The organism is Streptomyces sp. NPDC059224, assembly GCF_042754285.1.
Lineage (GTDB): Bacteria > Actinomycetota > Actinomycetes > Streptomycetales > Streptomycetaceae > Streptomyces.
Map to the genome: position 1 here is coordinate 66,848 of NZ_JBHZAN010000002.1, position 15,475 is coordinate 82,322.

A 15,475-nucleotide genomic window follows, 5' to 3' on the forward strand; every position below is an offset into this window, starting at 1 on the left:
GGAGCGGGAGAGATGTCCTGGATGCTGGGGATCACCAGTCAGCTGCGCCGGTGGCGGGCGGGGCGCGCGCGGTGGAAGGCCGACATGGCGGAGTTCAAGGCCGCGCGGAAGGAGTCGCGCCGCAGGGGCGAGTGGCCCGAGAATCCGGGTCCGCCGCCGACCGGCTTCACCCTGCTGCCGTGGCTGCTGCTGGGGCTGGGCTCCTTCTCCAACCTCCTCCAGGGCAAGACCCCCAACCCCTGGATCGGCGGCCTGGGCCTGCTGACCTTCAACTCGCTCTACATCTACGTCGTGTTCCGCTCCTTCGTGAAGGAGGCGCGCGAGGCCGTCCCGACGCGGGTGGCGCTCGGCCTGATGGGCCTGCTCACCTGCGGCCTGGCCCTCGGCTACGGCGGCAGCTGGCTGTACTTCTTCCCGCTGCTCGGCCTGGCCACCGGGGCCTGCCTGCGCGGGCCCCGGCTGGGCCAGATCGGCCTCTCGCTGACCGCCCTGGCGGCGGTGGTCTCCGCGTACCGGGCGGGCTGGGACGGGATCAACGTCGCCTACGGCACCTTCCTGTCCACCATGGTGACCGCCGCGATCCTCTCCCTGTCCGAGGCGGTACGGGAGCTGCGCGCCGCCCGCGAGGAACTGGCCCGGCGCGCGGTGGAGAAGGAGCGGCTGCGCTTCTCCCGGGATCTGCACGACCTGCTGGGCCACACCCTCTCGGTGATCGTCGTCAAGTCGGAGGCGGCCCGGCGCCTCGCCCCCCGCGACATGGACGCGGCCCTCTCCCAGATCTCCGACATCGAGTCGGTCGGCCGGCAGGCGCTCACCGAGATCCGCGAGGCGGTCACCGGCTACCGCGAGGGCAGCCTGGCCACGGAACTCGACCGGGCCCGCTCGGTCCTGACGGCGGCGAACGTCGAACCGGTCGTCCGGCAGACCGGGACGCCGCTCGCCCCGCAGACCGAGACCCTGCTGGGCTGGGTGGTGCGCGAGGCGGTCACCAACGTGGTCCGGCACAGCGACGCCGCCCACTGTGAGATCACCGTCGACAGCGGCGCCGAGCGGGTCCGGCTGACGGTCACCGACGACGGCACCGGCGCGAGTGCCGCCGAGCCGCGCCCCGCGGGCGTCGGCGGCACCGGCCTGAAGGGGCTGACCGAACGCCTCGCGGCGGCGGGCGGCTCCCTCGAAGCCGGCCCCTCGCCCCGCGGCGGCTTCACGGTCACCGCGGAACTCCCCACCGAGTCACTGGAGTTGCTGACCTCGATGACGGTGGCGACTACGGCGCCCAGGGCGAGCTGACGACCCAGCTCACGTCGTCGGTCCAGGACGTGGCGCTGTCCCAGGCGTTGGAGCCGCCGTCGCTCGCTGTGCAGAGGTCGTAGTCGTAGTGGCGCAGCCAGCGCGTCGGGTGGTTGTACGAGGCGAACGAGGTGCCCGTGCCGCTCTTGCCGGTCCCCGGGCAGAAGGTGGCGTCGGCTCTGAACGTGGCGGTGCCGTCCATGGGCTGCCGCAGGCAGCTTGAAGTTGTGGTGACGCAGGAAGTCACCGGGGTAGTTCCGTGACTCGAAGGAGACGCAGGAGCCGCTCGCCAGCCCGCGCCGGACGATCCAGGTGGCGTCGTTCCTGTCCAGGGCGGAGCCGGAGGCGGTGACGGCGGAGAGGACGGCCGCGCCGGCCTGGTGGCGGAGATAGTCGGTGGTGCAGCAGGACGTCGTGGCCTTCAGGGAGATCTCCGAGCCGGGGCTGAGCGTGCCGGAGAACCCGGTCGCGCCGCCGTAGCCGGCGGAGACGATGTCGGACTGGACGGCGTCGTCGGCGGCGTCGGTCGGGATGCCGGAGGTCATCACGCCCTCGAAGAACGAGCCGACGGAACCGTTGCTGTTGTCACCGCCGGTACCGAGGACGATCGCGCCCTCCTGGTGCATGGGCGCGTAGCCGCCGGCGGTGGGCTCACCGCCGGAGTACGTGGTGGTGAGTCCGCCGGACCGGGCGTTTGCCCATTTCAGTGCGAAATGGTTCTGACCGTTGTTCTTCAGCAGCGCGGTGACGAAAGGCGTCGCGCCCGTGCCGGTGCCGGCGGAGTCGGTGCTGTGGCCGAGGTCGGACTGGAACAGCCCGTTCTCCAGGTCCGCCTGCACCCAGGGGCCCGAGCCGTAGCAGGGCGCGAACCAGCACTCGGTGCCGAAGTTGATGGCGTCCATGTGGCCGTTGCCGGTGTCCTTGTTGTCGGTCTCGGCGTTGCCGTAGTCGAAGCAGCAGCTGCCGTTGACATGGGTGCCGGAGGTGACCATGTACATCCCCTCGGCGGCGCCGTTGGTGGCGACGCCGGAGGTGGAGTTGTCCCGGTAGCCCATGCCGGCCGAGATCTCCAGGCCGTAGACCTGGTGTCCGCCGACGGTCACCGGCAGCGCGTCCGCCGGGGCCCCGACGTCGGCCGCGCCGGCCCCGCCCGCGCCCTCGACGGTGAGGTCGTTGTGCCGGGCGGACTGGTCGTAGCTCTTGGTGACCGATGCAGGTCGTGCCCGAGCAGAAGGAGTCTCCTGCGCGCCCGCGTTCGCGTAGCCGCCGGCGGTCAGCGGGCCGATGTCCGCCGTGGCGCCGTCGGAGGCGCGCTGTACCTGGTGGAGGGATCCGCCGTACGACGAGTACAGCGCCCGGACCATGCTGTGCGCGGCCACGCACGGCGTGCCGGCGCCGGCGCAGACGTCACAGGGCAGCGAACCCGCGGCGGCGGCCTGCGGGGCGCCGGCCCCGACGACGAGCGCGGCGACGGTCACGAAGGCCGCGAGCGCGGCGAGCGATGCTCTCCTGACGCGTGCCGGACAGGAGCGGGGCTCGTAAGGACTGTGAGAACACGGTGCACCTCTTCTTCGGTTCCTCGTAGGGCTGTGCGGTGCGGGCTCGGGTCGATATGCCGAACGCTGTTCGATCGACATACCGAACCCATTCGACGGTCGAAATACCGACCATCGGGCGGGAATTCGGAGAATTGCAGAGGTGATTGTTTGAACACGGTCAATCGCCGTCAAGCCCTGGAGCGGGAAACAATGACCACTCTTCGTTTCGCGGGCCCGAAGCTAGGCTTGGGCCGTGTACGAGCCTGCGAACGAGATGCCCCGGGACCACCGGCCCGCCAAGTCGATCCGCGTGCTGCTCGCCGAGGACCAGGGCATGATGCGCGGAGCCCTCGCCCTGCTCCTCGGGATGGAGCCGGACATCGAGGTCGTCGCCCAGGTCGCGGCGGGTGACGCGATCGTGGACTCCGTGCTGGCCCACCGGCCCGACGTGGCCCTCCTCGACATCGAACTGCCGGGCATCAGCGGCCTGGACGCGGCGGCGGAGCTGCGCGACCAGGCGCCCGACTGCCGGGTGCTGATCCTGACCACTTTCGGCCGGCCCGGCTATCTGCGCCGGGCGATGGAGGCCGGGGCGGCCGGCTTCCTCGTCAAGGACGGCCCGGTCGAGGACCTGGCCCGGGCGATCCGGCAGGTGCTCACCGGGGAGACCGTGGTCGACCCCGCGCTCGCGGCGGCCGCGCTCAGCGCGGGGCCGAATCCGCTCACCGCCCGCGAGTGCGATGTGCTGAAGGCGTCGGTGGACGGCGCGACCGTCGCCGACGTCGCGGCGAAGCTGCATCTGTCGGAGTCGACGGTCCGCAACTACCTGTCCGCCGCGATCGGCAAGACCGGCACCCGCAACCGCACCGAGGCGGTACGCGAGGCCAGGCAGCAGGGGTGGCTGTGACCTCCCGACGCGTTCCGCGCTACTTCGTCACCTCCGCCGACTCGTAGGCGGTGCCCTGCGGGGCCACGCAGACGAACCAGTCGGCCCCCGGGTAGTCGCGGACCGGCCGGAGCTCCGACTGCCCGTCGTAGTACGGGGACTCGGCGGGAACGCGCGTGACCCGGGTCGAGGTGCCGTCCTTCCAGCGGCAGGTGACCGACGCGGCGGTCGTGGCGACCTTGCCGACCACCAGCCGGCCGGCGCTCGCCGGATCGTCACCGAGTCTGGCGGCGGCGGCGTCCACGTCGGTCCCCGAGAGCCGCTCCACCTCCTGCACCGTGTTGAACATGACCACCTGACGGCGGAATCCGTCGTAACTGCGGGCGGCGAAGAAGGACGTCCTGCCGATCAGGTCGGCGGGCCTGTCCGCGTCCGCGGGTCGGAGCCCCCAGCTGCCCATCGCCTTCCACTGCTTCTCGGCCTCGGCACGGGTGAGCGGCGCGCCCCACACCATGACCCCGACACCCCACTTCTTGCCCTGGTAGCTCCCCGACGCCAGATCCGTCGACTCCGGCGTGTACACATGGCGCGCCTGCGGTGACGGCGGCCGGACCGCCACCTCACCGCCCCGGTCCCGGTGCCCCCCGCCCGGCAGCCCCGTCACCGCCAGTGTCCCCGCCGTCGAGGCGACGGCGAGAACCACCGCCGTGGCCCCGGCCACCGCCCACCGCCGGGCCCGGCGTCGCCTGCCGCCGCGCATCACCGCCTGGACAGGGGCTATGCCGATCTCGACCTCGTCCGTGGCGTCCGCGAGGAGGAGGGCGATGTCCGACTCCGTCCGTGTCATGCCGTGGTTCTCCCTGTTCCCGCTCATCAGGCACGCCCTCCCTGTGTCGCCATGTCGGCCAGTCCCGGTATGGCGCGGAGTTTCGCGATCCCCTTGGCCGCGTTGCTCTTGACCGTGCCCACCGAGCAGCCCATCGCCTCAGCCGCCTGGGTCTCCGTCAGGTCCTCCCAGTAGCGCAGCACCACCGCCTCCCGCTGCCGGGGCGGCAGTTGGACGAGCGCCTTGAGCAGGGCGCTGCGGTCGTCGGCCTGGGCGATCCGGTCCCCCGTGTCGGCGATCTCGCGCACCAGGCCCGAGTCGTCCTTCGGCGCGAGGAACTCCTTGAGCCTCCTTCTGTGCCGGCGGGCGTGCGCGTTGATCATCACGCGCCGTACGTACGCCTCCGGGTCATCGGCCGAGCCGACCTTCCGCCAGGCCACGAAGACCTGTTCGAGCGTCGACTGGACCAGGTCCTCGGCGGCGTGCTGCTCCCCCGTGAGGAGAAATGCCGTACGCATCAGCCGCGGCCAGCGGCCGGTCATGAAGCTCTGGAACTCCTCGCTCCGAGCGTTCTCCCGTTCCCCCATGGGCACCTCCTAGATGTAAAGAGGAGTCCACGAGCCGCCCGGACCGTTGCCTCATCGAGCGGGCGCCGGCGAAATTCTTCCCGGCAGCCACAGCAGCATCAGCACCGCCCCGGCCAGCAGCACCCCGGTACTGGCGCGGAAGGCCAGCGCGTACCCCTCGGTCAGGGCCGCGGCCCCGCCGCCCGGGCCGGTCCGGGCCGCCGCGACCGTCGACATCACCGCGAGCCCCAGTGAACCGCCCATCGTGCGCGAGGTGTTGATGAGCCCCGAGAGCAGCCCGGCCTCCGCCGGTGCCGCCCCGGAGGTGGCCAGCGCGGCCAGCGGGGTCGCGGCCAGGCCCGCGCCGAGCATCATCAGGATCCCCGGGAGCATGATCGCCGTCAGGTAGGCGCCGTGCGGCCCCATGGCCGACTGCCAGCCGAACCCGGTCGCCGCGGTCAGGGTGCCCGTCACCGCCACCGTCCGGGCGCCCGCCCGGCGCATCAGCCGGGGCGCCGTCTTGGAGCCGACGAGCACCGCCACCGAGCTGGGTATCAGGGCGAAGCCGGCCTCCAGCGGGGAGTAGCCGAGGACGTTCTGGGCGTAGAGCGTCATGAAGTACCACATGCAGAACATCGCCGACCCGGACACCAGCATGGCCGCGTTGGCCGACGCCACCGTCCGCCGCCTCAGCAGACCCAGCGGCATCAGCGGGAGGGCCGTACGCGCCTCGACGGCCAGGAACAGCCCGAGCACCGCGAGCCCGGCGGCCAGCGGGACCAGGGTGGCGGCCGCCGTCCATCCCTCGGCCTCGGTCTGCGAGACGCCGTACGCCAGGGTCGCCAGGCCCGTCGTCACCAGCAGGGCGCCGGGCAGGTCGAGCCGCCGGCCGGCACCGGCCCGGCTCTCCGACAGCCACAGCACGGACCCGGCGAGGACCAGCGCGCCCACCGGCACGTTGATCAGCAGCACCCAGCGCCAGGACAGCACGTCCACCAGCACGCCGCCGACCAGTCCGCCGGCCGCGCCGCCGCCGGCACCGACCGCCGTCCAGGTGGCGATCGCCCGCGCCCGGGCCGGGCCCTCCGCTACGGCGGCGGTGAGCAGGGTCAGCGTCGAGGGCGCGAGGACCGCCGCGCCCAGCCCCTGGACGGCCCGCGCGAGCAGCAGCTGCCAGCCGTCCTGGGCGAGGCCGCCGCCGAGCGAGGCCAGCGTGAACAGGCCGAGCCCGACCAGGAACATCCGCTTGCGGCCGTAGAGGTCGCCGGCCCGCCCGCCGAGCAGCATGAACCCGGCGAAGGCGATGGCGTACGCGTTCACCACCCACTGCAGGCCGGACGCGCTCAGCCCGAGGTCCGCGCGCATCGACGGGAGCGCCACGTTCACCACGGACACGTCGAGCACCACCAGGAACTGCCCGGCACACGCCAGCGCCACCACCAGCCAGGTGGGGACGGTGGTACGGCGGGATATGTGTGAGGTGTCCGCGGCTTCGAGCATGGCCGTCATGCTCTCAAGCCGGTTACGGTCCTTGCACCGGTTTTTCGGCTCAGCCGGGTCCGGTCCGTACGGCCCGGTCCGCCCCGCGGGGCGTGGTGGCCCGGTCCGCCCTGCGGAGCAGGGTCACCACGGCCGCCCCGCCCAGCCCGATGTTGTGGGCGAGCCCCACCCGCGCGCCCGGCACCTGCCGCTCCCCCGCCGCGCCCCGCAGCTGCCACACCAGTTCGGCGGCCTGCGCGAGACCGGTCGCGCCCAGCGGGTGCCCCTTGGAGATGAGCCCTCCGGAGGGGTTCACCACCCAGCGGCCGCCGTACGTCGTCGCCCCGGACTCGACGAGCTTGCCCGACTCGCCCACCGGGCACATGCCGAGCGCCTCGTACGTCAGCAGTTCGTTGACGGAGAAGCAGTCGTGCAGTTCCACGACGTCGACGTCCTCGATGCCGAGTCCCGAACGGTCGTACACCTGGCGGGCCGCGGCCCGTGACATCGGCTGCCCGACGACGTCGATGCACGAGCCCGAGGCGAAGGACTCCTCGGTGTCCGTCGTCATCGCCTGCGCGACGATCTCGACGAGGCCGGTGAGCCCGCGCCGTTCGGCGAACCGCCGCGAGACGACCACGGCCGCCGCCGCACCGTCCGAGGTGGGCGAGCACTGGAGTCTGGTGAGCGGGCGGTGGACGGTACGGGCGGCGAGGATGCCGGCGACGTCGTACACGTCCTGGAACTGGGCGTACGGGTTGTGCGCGGAGTGCCGGTGGTTCTTGGCGGCCACGGCGGCGAGCTGCGCCTCGGTGGTGCCGTACCGCTCCATGTGCTCGCGGGCCGCGTCGCCGAAGATCTGCGCGGTGGGCGGGGTCGCCTCGAAGCCGTGCCGGGCGGCCATGACGCCGTAGTGCCGGGCGACGGGCGAGGTCGAGAAGTCGGCGCCGTCCGCCCCGCTCCCCAGCGCGCCCCTCTTCATCTTCTCGAAGCCGAGGGCGAGGACGCAGTCGGCCGCCCCGCCCGCGACGAGCTGCCGGGCCAGCATCAGGGCGGTCGCGCCGGTGGCGCAGTTGTTGCTGACGTTGTAGACGGGGACGCCGGTGAGACCCAGCTCATAGGCGGCCCGCTGGCCGGCGGTCGAGGGCTGGAAACAGTAGCCGACAGGAACCTGTTCCACATCGTCGTACGAGATCCCGGCGTCGGCGAGCGCCGAGCCCCCCGCCTCCCGGACCATGTCCCAGTACTGCCAGTCACGGGACTCGGGCTTCTCGAACCTGGTCATACCGACCCCGGCGATGTACGCCTTCACTGCACTCACGGCGGCACTCATGGCCGGTGAGACTAGAACACGTTCCATAAATTCACCAGGTCCTGACACCGGATCAGAAACCCATGGGAGGGTCAAGAATTCGTTAGCAGCTCGAAGCAACGGAATAGTTGCCTGCGCATACGAGGTTTACCCACCACTTATCCGCCGCGGATTCCGCTCCCCCTTCCCGTCACTCTCTGGCCCGGAGGCCTCACTCAATGACGCACACGACGACCGGCCAGCCCGCCCGGGGCGCGAGCGGGGCCGTGGTCCCGGTCCTCGCCTTCGCGGGCATCGTGGTCGCGGTGATGCAGACCCTGCTCGTCCCGGTCATCAAGGACCTGCCGCAACTGCTGGGCACCGAGCCCAGCAACGCCACCTGGGTCCTGACCTCGACGCTCCTGTCCGGTGCCGTGGCCACGCCGATCATGGGCCGCCTCGGCGACCTGTACGGCAAGCGGCGGATGCTGATATTCAGCCTCTCCGTGATGGTGGTGGGCGCGCTGATCAGCGCCCTCACCAGCGAACTGCTCACGATGATCGTCGGCCGTACCCTCCAGGGCTTCGCGATGGGCGCGATCCCGCTGGGCATCGGCCTGATGCGCGACATGCTGCCGCGCGAGAAGCTCCCCTCGGCGATGGCCCTGATGAGCTCCTCGATCGGCGTCGGCGGCGGCCTCGCGCTGCCCGCCGCTGCCCTGGTCGCGCAGCACGCCGACTGGCACGCCCTGTTCTACGGCGCCGCCGGCCTGGGTGTCGTGGCCATCCTCCTCACCCTCCTCGTCGTACCGGAGTCCTCGGCGCGCGCCGAGGGCACCTTCGACGTCCTCGGCGCGATCGGCCTCTCGGTGGGCCTGGTCCTCTTCCTCCTGCCGATCACCAAGGGCAGCGACTGGGGCTGGACCTCCGGCACCACGCTCGGGCTCTTCGCCGCCTCCGCCGCCGTCCTTCTCCTGTGGGGCGTGATGGAGCTGCGCGTCAAGGCCCCGCTGGTCGACCTGCGCACCACGGCCCGCCCGGCCGTGCTCTTCACCAACCTCGCCTCGATCATGGTCGGGGTCAGCTTCTACGTCGTCTCGCTGGTCCTGCCGCAGCTGCTCCAGCTGCCGAAGGCCACCGGCTACGGCCTCGGCCAGTCCATGGTCACGGCGGGCCTGCTGGTCGCCCCGCTGGGCCTGACGATGATGCTCACCGCCCCCGTCTACGCCCGGCTGTCCGCCAAGTACGGCCCCAGGACCACCCTGATCCTGGGCATGCTGATCATCGGCATCGGCTACGGCGCGGGCATCGGCCTGATGAGCGCGGCCTGGCAGAGCCTGGTCATCTCGGTGGTGCTGGGCGCGGGCATCGGCCTCGCCTACTCCTCCCTCCCGGCCCTGATCGTCGGCGCGGTCCCCGCGTCGGAGACGGGCGCCGCCAACGGTCTCAACACCCTGATGCGCTCCATCGGTACGTCGGTGTCCAGCGCCGTCATCGGCATGGTGCTGGCCAACACGGCGAACAACGTGGGCGGCGTCGCCGTCCCCACCATGCACGGCTTCCGGGTCTCCTTCCTGATCGCGACGGGTGCGGTGGCCGTGGGCCTGGTCCTCGCCCTGATGCTGCCGAGGCGGAGCGCGCCGGCGGCGGCCGCCCAGCACACGCAGCTGCGCGCGAGCGGCGACGAGGACATCGCGCCGGCCGTGGCCGAAGAGGTGCTGCGGGGCTTCCGCGGACGGGTGCTGGACGCCACGGGCACTCCGGTGGCCCGCGCCAAGGTCACGCTGATCGACCGGCGGGGGCGGCAGGCGGGCGCCACGCTGTCCGGTGACGACGGTACGTACGCGCTGGCGGTGCCGGCCGAGGGGCCGTACGTGCTGGCCGCGAAGGCGTCGGGATACGGGCCGCTGGCCTCCTCGGCGTCGCACGCGGGGGACGACCGGGCCGTGGACCTCGATCTTTCGTTGCCGACGGAGTCTGTCACGGCATAACGAGCGCGTTGCCGGCCGCGGGTCCGTGGGGGCCGGGCGCACCCTCGCGGCGGAGGCGCAGACCGGATTCCGCCCCGCCCACCCGAAGGGGCGCCGCCCCCGCGGACGCGGCATGCGTACCCCCCGTCGGGCAACCGGCGGGGGTACGACAGCATGGGGCGAGGAGAACGTCGTACGAGCGAAAGGGCCTCCATGACGGCCGCACCCCAGCCCGAGACCCTGGCCGCGTTCGAGAAGGCCAAGGGGTTCATGCCGCTGCACGAAGGGCTGGCGCTGTACGCGGCCGCCGCCGAGGCCGGAGCGCTGGGTCTCCCCCTCCTGGAGGTCGGGACGTACTGCGGCCGCTCCACCCTGCTCCTCGCCGACGCGGCACGCGCCGCCGGGGTCACCGCCGTCACCGTCGACCACCACCGGGGCAGCGAGGAGCAGCAGCCGGGCTGGGACTACCACGACCCGGAGACGGTCGACCCGGAGCTGGGGCTGATGGACACGCTGCCCGCCTTCCGGCGCACCCTGCACCGCGCCGGACTCGAGGACCACGTCGTCGCCCTGGTGGGCCGTTCCCCGCAGATCGCCGCGCTCTGGAACTCGCCCCTCGGGTTCGTCTTCATCGACGGCGGGCACACCGACGAGCACGCCACCGCCGACTACGAGGGCTGGGCCCCCCATGTGGCGCCCGGCGGGCTCCTGCTGATCCACGACGTCTTCCCGGACCCGGAGGACGAGTTCACCGGCCAGGCCCCCTACCGCGTCCACCTCCGCGCCCTGGGGTCGGGCGCCTTCACGGAGGTCGCGGCGCACGACTCGCTGCGCGTCCTGCGGCGAACGGGCGCGGGGATCTGAGGGCGCGGCCGGGACCGGGGCCCCTCCTCAGGCGGCGGGCAGCCGTCCACGGTCACGGAGTCGTGCAAACGTGCGCTCCTGGCGGTGAGGCGGAGAAGGACGCGGCCGGCGTCCGCGGGCGGGGCGGAGATCGGGCGGGCGCCCTGGGCCGGTCCGGACACGCCGGGCCGGGACCGCGTGACCGCCGGTCCCGCGCGGGTCCGGCGCGCGCTCGACGGCGGTGACGGAGAGGCCGTGCCTGGTGAGCCGGCAGGCCGGAACCCGGCCGGCGACGCCGGCGCCGGAGACGAGAACCCGCATGGGCCCACGGTCGCCGCCCCCGCCCGCCGCCGTATTGGACGCATGTTCCCCCGGCCCGGTGACCGGTGTCACGCCGTCATCCTTTCGGCCCTCTTGGACCCTCTTGGACAGGGTGGGCGCCGTGGACGGCCGCTAGGGTGGCTGATGTGTCGTACACAGGCCCGGACTTCGATCCCCCGCAACAGCGGCGCTCCCGGCGGGCGCCCATGACCTTCGCCCTCGCCGCGCTCGTGCCCGGTGCGCTGCTCGGATGGGTGGTGTACGAGGGCGTCGGGAAACCCGGCGGGAACGGCGGCGGACGGACGGACGCGGCGGCGCCCAGGTCGGCGCCCGTGTCGTCCGGCGACGACGCCAAGGTACCGAGCCCGAGCGCGACGCCCCCGCTGCGGGGCAAGGTCGTACTCATCGACCCGGGGCACAACCCGGGCAACTTCCAGCACACGTCCGAGATCAACCAGCAGGTGGACATCGGGACGAACTGGAAGGAATGCGACACGACGGGGACCTCCACCAACGCCGGTTACAGCGAGGCGCAGTTCACGCTCGACGTCGCGGACCGGCTGCGGACCCTGCTGGAGCGGGAGGGCGCCACGGTGAAGATGACCCACGACGGGGACAAGCCCGCCTGGGGGCCGTGCGTGACCGAGCGCGCGCAGATCGGCAACGACGCGCACGCCGACGCGGCCATCTCCATCCACGCCGACGGCGCACCCGAGGGCGACCGCGGCTTCCACGTCATCCTGCCCGCGGAGGTGCACTCCGGCGCCGCCGACACCCGCCCGATCATCGGTCCCTCGCGGACCCTCGGCGAGCACGTCGAGAGCGACTTCGCGAAGGTGACGGGCAGCGCTCCGTCCAACTACGTCGGCGACGGCACCGGTCTCGACGTCCGCAAGGATCTCGGTGGTCTCAATCTGTCGACGGTGCCCAAGGTGTTCATCGAGTGCGGCAACATGCGCGACAGCAAGGACGCGGCACTGCTGACGAGCGGAGCCTGGCGGCAGAAGGCGGCGCAGGGAATCTCTGAGGGAATCGTGAGTTTCCTGCGCGGGTAGGCATGGGTCGACTGGTCCGGGCGGACACGCCGATCGTACGAACGATAGTGTCCTTCCTGCGATTCCTACGATGAGGGGCAACCTCGCGACGCCTCCTCCGCCGACGATGCGACCTACGAAGGACCTGAAGTGAATATCCGCTCCCTCACTAGAGGCGACGGCGTGGTGATCGGAGCAGCGGTGTTGCTGTTCGTCGCGTCGTTCCTCGACACGTTCGACACGTCCGGCAACGGTGCCCCGAACGCCTGGGACAACCTCGGCCTGGTGATGAGCATGTACGTCGGCGGTATCGCCGGCGCGGTCCTGATCGTCCTCGCCCGGGCACTTCCGCAGCCGTTCAAGTTCGTCGGGCTCGACCTGGGCCAGATCGGCGTCGGCCTGTCCGTGTTCGCGGTGTGGACCGCGTTCTGGTCGACCATCGACCCGCTGGGCGCGTTCGACGACTTCAACAGCCTGAACATCGGCGCCGGTTCCGGTCTGATCCTCGGACTGATCGCCACCCTGCTGCTGGCCGCGGCCGCGATCGCCACCCCGCTGGTCCCCGCCCTCCAGGCAGCCCTGGTCCCGGCCCCCAAGCCGCAGGCCCCGCAGCCCTACGGCGCCCAGCCCTCCGGTGGCTACGGCTACCCCGGTGCCGGCGCACAGCAGGGCGGGCAGCCGTACGGCGCCCAGCCGCAGACCGGCCAGCCGTTCGGGCAGCAGCCCCCGGCCGCCGCACAGCAGCCGGCCTCCCCCGCGCCCGACTTCTCACCGTTCTGGTTCGCCGTCCCGGTGGCGCGGCCGCTGTTCGCGGAGGACGGTTCGACCGCGCCGATCGCCGAACTGGCGCCCGGCACCTGGTACTTGGCGGTCGAGCAGCGCGGCGGCGCTCTGGTGGCGCAGACGCAGGACGGCCGCCGTGGCGTGCTTCAGGACACCTCCGGGATCCAGCGCGGCTGACGCGTCGGCGACCTCCGCGGCCCCTTGCCCTTTCGGGTGAGGGGCCGTTGTCGTACAGTCGTCCGTCCGTAAGTTCTGACGTTCCGTCAGGAGGCTGATATGCGGCTCGGGTTGGCGCTCGGATACTGGGGACGGGGGCCCTCCTCGGACCAGGTGCCGCTGGCGCTGGAGGCGGAGCGGCTCGGGTACCACTCGGTGTGGACGGCGGAGTCCTGGGGCTCGGACGCGTTCACCCCGCTCACCTGGATCGCCGCGCAGACCTCGACGATCAGGCTGGGCACGGCCGTCGCCCAGATGGCGGCCCGCTCGCCGACCACCACCGCGATGCACGCGCTGACCCTGGACCACCTGTCGGGGGGCCGCGTGATGCTGGGGCTCGGCCTGTCCGGGCCGCAGGTCGTGGAGGGCTGGTACGGCCGCCCGTTCCCGGCGTCGCCGCTGACCGCGACCAGGGAGTACGTGGACGTCGTACGGCAGGTGCTGCGCAGAGCGGGGCCTGTGGAGTCGGCCGGGCGGTTCCACCCGCATCCGTACCGGGGGCCGGACGCCACCGGGCTCGGCAAGCCGCTCAAGCCCATCACCCATCCGCTCCGGGCCGGCCTTCCGGTCCTGCTCGGCGCCGAGGGGCCGAAGAACGTCGCCCAGACCGTCCGGATCGCCGACGGGTGGCTGCCGCTGTACTGGGCGCCCAGCCGCCCCGAGGTGTACGGGCCCGCGGTGGCCGACCTGCCGGAGGGCTTCCTGGTCGCCCCCATGGCCCAGGTGAAGGTCTGCGACGACGTGGCCGCCGGGCTGCTGCCCGTGAAGGCCATGCTCGGCTTCTACATCGGCGGGATGGGGCACGCGGCCCGCAACTTCCACGCCGATCTCATGGCGCGCATGGGGTACGAGGAGGAGGCGCGGCGGATCCAGGAGCTGTTCCTGTCCGGACGGCGCGAGGAGGCCGTACTGGCCGTACCGGACGCGTTCGCCGACGAGATCTCGCTGGTCGGCCCACGCGAACGCATCGCCGAACGGCTGGAGTCGTGGCGCGGGGGCCCGGTGACCGATCTGCTGGCGCTGGCGTCCGACCCGCACACCCTGCGGATTCTTGCCGAGCTCAACTCCTAGGCGGGCCAGGATAGTTCAGCGGAGGACGGCGAACGGGTCCAGGGCCGGTTCCCGCGCCCGGCACTTCCGGCTGCGTACCCCGGCCGGGCAGGGGCCTGGAACTCGACGCCGCCGGAGTACTCCTCGTCCTGGAACTCCTGCCGCCTCGCCGGTCCATTGGGCGGGCAGGGCGCGGCGCGGGAGACGGCGCCGGGGTCTTCGGCCGATGCCGAGCGGGGGCTCGTCGGCGGTGACGGGGCTGGATTACCGCCTCGAACAGTCACCGCCGGAAGCGTCAACTCCGTGCGGACACGGGGCGAACGAGCCGGACACTCGGGGGGCACCCGGACACTCCGGCGCCGGACCCGAACCACGTCGCTCAGTGGGTGAGCTGAGACGCCGAGGGCACCTTGTTGGTGACCGGGGCGCCGGCGCTCTTGCCGGCTTCCTTCACGTTGTTGATGACGTCGTTGAACGAGCTGGCCGCGTTCCCGTCGCCCTTGCGGAGCTTGGACGGCAGGCCCTTCAGCGCGTCGATGCCGGACGAGAGCGGGGCGACGGCCTTGGCGAGCAACGGGTCGCCCTGGGCGTTCCGCTTGGCGGCCTGCAGCCGGTTGTAGGCGAAGGTGCCCGCGAGACCGGCCTTGATCAGGGCGAGGGTGCGGCCGTGGGCGCCCTTCTTGAACTTTCCGGCCTTCCAGGGCTTGATGATCCACTGGTAGGTGGCTCCGGCAGCGAGGGACGCGTTGGCGACGAACCGCGTCTTGGCGAACTTCTGTTTCTCCGCGGACGTACTCGGACTGGGCGTGTCGGCCACGGGCACCACGGCCCTGCCGGTGTCCGTGGACTTGCTCTGTGTGCTGCTGCATGCGGTCACGCCGGCGACGAGTGCGCAGCAGAGGGTCAGCGCGACGACCAGGCGCCGTATCGGTACGGGCACGGGGTCCTCCCGTGTGTCTCGATGTCCTCCCCGAGCGGTAGCTTCCTCCCGCAGCCTCACCCAGATGGCGGCACCTCGCCACTCGGGGAACCCGGTACAGGTTTCAAGGACCGATCGGCGGCAACCCGAAGGGCATGTCTCCTCGATATCGTCACAACCAGGCAGGCACGGTCGTCGCGGTCGTCGCCGACATCATGGCCCTCATACTGGGCCTCTGGATAGTCATGTACCTGCTGGACGCGAACCGGGCGAACAGCCTGGTCCAGTTCATCCATGACGCGGCGGCCTGGCTGGCCGGCTGGTCACGCGACCTGTTCACCTTCGACGAGGCGTGGGCGAGGGTGGTCGCAGGATACGGCCTGGCGGCGGTCGTCTACCTGTTCATCGGCCACGCCATCGCCGGCCGGATGCAGCGGCACTGAGAACCGCCGTACCGCAGCCC

The 15,475-nt window shown here is 72.0% G+C and carries 14 protein-coding genes and 1 pseudogene; 8 read left to right on the plus strand and 7 right to left on the minus strand.

Features of this window, described 5'->3' with window-relative positions; all coding sequences use genetic code 11:
- Positions 1-12: 12 nt before the first annotated feature.
- Positions 13-1,290, plus strand: coding sequence for a sensor histidine kinase (locus ACFXI4_RS02695; RefSeq protein ID WP_384987534.1), 1,278 nt, complete (start codon positions 13-15; stop codon positions 1,288-1,290).
- On the opposite strand, the gene ACFXI4_RS02700 is transcribed toward ACFXI4_RS02695, so the two are convergent.
- Together ACFXI4_RS02700 and ACFXI4_RS02705 are read right to left on the minus strand one after the other, a co-directional pair.
- Positions 1,268-1,492 carry an AbfB domain-containing protein gene (locus tag ACFXI4_RS02700; protein WP_384987899.1) on the minus strand — a complete coding sequence of 75 codons (225 nt, stop codon included), beginning with the start codon at positions 1,490-1,492 and terminating at the stop codon, positions 1,268-1,270. The genes ACFXI4_RS02695 and ACFXI4_RS02700 overlap by 23 nt on opposite strands.
- A gap of 61 nt (positions 1,493-1,553) precedes the next feature.
- Positions 1,554-2,927: pseudogene (locus ACFXI4_RS02705) on the minus strand (arabinofuranosidase catalytic domain-containing protein); the annotation flags it as partial.
- A gap of 175 nt (positions 2,928-3,102) precedes the next feature.
- Here ACFXI4_RS02705 and ACFXI4_RS02710 point away from each other — a divergent pair.
- Positions 3,103-3,735, plus strand: a complete 633-nt coding sequence (locus ACFXI4_RS02710; RefSeq protein WP_362723460.1) for a response regulator transcription factor — start codon at positions 3,103-3,105, stop codon at positions 3,733-3,735.
- 19 nt (positions 3,736-3,754) lie between these two features.
- Here the strand turns inward: ACFXI4_RS02710 and ACFXI4_RS02715 are convergent, their stop codons facing one another.
- From ACFXI4_RS02715 to ACFXI4_RS02730, 4 genes are read right to left on the minus strand one after another with little or no spacing between them, the layout of a single operon-like run.
- On the minus strand, positions 3,755-4,588 hold the full coding sequence (locus ACFXI4_RS02715) for a hypothetical protein (protein ID WP_384987536.1): 834 nt from the start codon (positions 4,586-4,588) through the stop codon (positions 3,755-3,757).
- Positions 4,588-5,127, minus strand: coding sequence for a SigE family RNA polymerase sigma factor (locus ACFXI4_RS02720; RefSeq protein ID WP_362723436.1), 540 nt, complete (start codon positions 5,125-5,127; stop codon positions 4,588-4,590). Before ACFXI4_RS02720 ends, ACFXI4_RS02715 begins: the two co-directional genes overlap by 1 nt.
- 51 nt (positions 5,128-5,178) lie before the next feature.
- Positions 5,179-6,606 carry an MFS transporter gene (locus ACFXI4_RS02725; protein ID WP_384987538.1) on the minus strand — a complete coding sequence of 476 codons (1,428 nt, stop codon included), beginning with the start codon at positions 6,604-6,606 and terminating at the stop codon, positions 5,179-5,181.
- A gap of 49 nt (positions 6,607-6,655) precedes the next feature.
- Positions 6,656-7,945 (minus strand): lipid-transfer protein, encoded by a 1,290-nt coding sequence (locus ACFXI4_RS02730; RefSeq protein ID WP_384987540.1) that lies wholly within the window; start codon positions 7,943-7,945, stop codon positions 6,656-6,658.
- Between the two features lie 170 nt (positions 7,946-8,115).
- Between ACFXI4_RS02730 and ACFXI4_RS02735 the strand changes: the two genes are divergently transcribed.
- The 5 genes from ACFXI4_RS02735 to ACFXI4_RS02755 all read left to right on the plus strand — a co-directional run bounded on the left by ACFXI4_RS02735 (position 8,116) and on the right by ACFXI4_RS02755 (position 14,114).
- Positions 8,116-9,867 carry an MFS transporter gene (locus ACFXI4_RS02735; protein ID WP_384987542.1) on the plus strand — a complete coding sequence of 584 codons (1,752 nt, stop codon included), beginning with the start codon at positions 8,116-8,118 and terminating at the stop codon, positions 9,865-9,867.
- Between the two features lie 192 nt (positions 9,868-10,059).
- Positions 10,060-10,710: a class I SAM-dependent methyltransferase gene (locus ACFXI4_RS02740; protein ID WP_384987544.1), complete on the plus strand. Its 651-nt coding sequence runs from the start codon at positions 10,060-10,062 to the stop codon at positions 10,708-10,710.
- 446 nt (positions 10,711-11,156) lie between these two features.
- Positions 11,157-12,065 carry an N-acetylmuramoyl-L-alanine amidase gene (locus tag ACFXI4_RS02745; protein ID WP_384987546.1) on the plus strand — a complete coding sequence of 303 codons (909 nt, stop codon included), beginning with the start codon at positions 11,157-11,159 and terminating at the stop codon, positions 12,063-12,065.
- A gap of 129 nt (positions 12,066-12,194) precedes the next feature.
- Entirely contained in the window at positions 12,195-13,004 is an 810-nt protein-coding gene (locus tag ACFXI4_RS02750) for a hypothetical protein (RefSeq protein WP_384987548.1), read from the plus strand.
- Positions 13,005-13,103: 99 nt separating this feature from the next.
- A complete protein-coding gene (locus tag ACFXI4_RS02755; RefSeq protein ID WP_384987550.1) occupies positions 13,104-14,114 on the plus strand; it encodes an LLM class F420-dependent oxidoreductase in 1,011 nt (336 codons plus the stop codon).
- Positions 14,115-14,472: 358 nt separating this feature from the next.
- On the opposite strand, the gene ACFXI4_RS02760 is transcribed toward ACFXI4_RS02755, so the two are convergent.
- The gene (locus tag ACFXI4_RS02760) at positions 14,473-15,033 is read right to left on the minus strand and encodes a hypothetical protein (protein ID WP_362727748.1); all 561 of its coding nucleotides are present in this window, start codon (positions 15,031-15,033) and stop codon (positions 14,473-14,475) included.
- A gap of 134 nt (positions 15,034-15,167) precedes the next feature.
- On the opposite strand from ACFXI4_RS02760, the gene ACFXI4_RS02765 reads away from it, so the two are divergent.
- Positions 15,168-15,455: a hypothetical protein gene (locus ACFXI4_RS02765; protein ID WP_362727746.1), complete on the plus strand. Its 288-nt coding sequence runs from the start codon at positions 15,168-15,170 to the stop codon at positions 15,453-15,455.
- Positions 15,456-15,475 lie beyond the last annotated feature (20 nt).

Coding starts and splice junctions, on each gene's coding strand:
- ACFXI4_RS02700 (WP_384987899.1), bottom strand. CDS start 1,492: ATGGACGGCACCGCCACGTTCAGAGCCGACGCCACCTTCTGCCCGGGG.
- ACFXI4_RS02695 (WP_384987534.1), top strand. CDS start 13: ATGTCCTGGATGCTGGGGATCACCAGTCAGCTGCGCCGGTGGCGGGCG.
- ACFXI4_RS02710 (WP_362723460.1), top strand. CDS start 3,103: ATGCCCCGGGACCACCGGCCCGCCAAGTCGATCCGCGTGCTGCTCGCC.
- ACFXI4_RS02720 (WP_362723436.1), bottom strand. CDS start 5,127: ATGGGGGAACGGGAGAACGCTCGGAGCGAGGAGTTCCAGAGCTTCATG.
- ACFXI4_RS02730 (WP_384987540.1), bottom strand. CDS start 7,945: ATGGAACGTGTTCTAGTCTCACCGGCCATGAGTGCCGCCGTGAGTGCA.
- ACFXI4_RS02740 (WP_384987544.1), top strand. CDS start 10,060: ATGACGGCCGCACCCCAGCCCGAGACCCTGGCCGCGTTCGAGAAGGCC.
- ACFXI4_RS02725 (WP_384987538.1), bottom strand. CDS start 6,606: ATGCTCGAAGCCGCGGACACCTCACACATATCCCGCCGTACCACCGTC.
- ACFXI4_RS02715 (WP_384987536.1), bottom strand. CDS start 4,588: ATGAGCGGGAACAGGGAGAACCACGGCATGACACGGACGGAGTCGGAC.
- ACFXI4_RS02735 (WP_384987542.1), top strand. CDS start 8,116: ATGACGCACACGACGACCGGCCAGCCCGCCCGGGGCGCGAGCGGGGCC.
- ACFXI4_RS02765 (WP_362727746.1), top strand. CDS start 15,168: ATGTCTCCTCGATATCGTCACAACCAGGCAGGCACGGTCGTCGCGGTC.
- ACFXI4_RS02755 (WP_384987550.1), top strand. CDS start 13,104: ATGCGGCTCGGGTTGGCGCTCGGATACTGGGGACGGGGGCCCTCCTCG.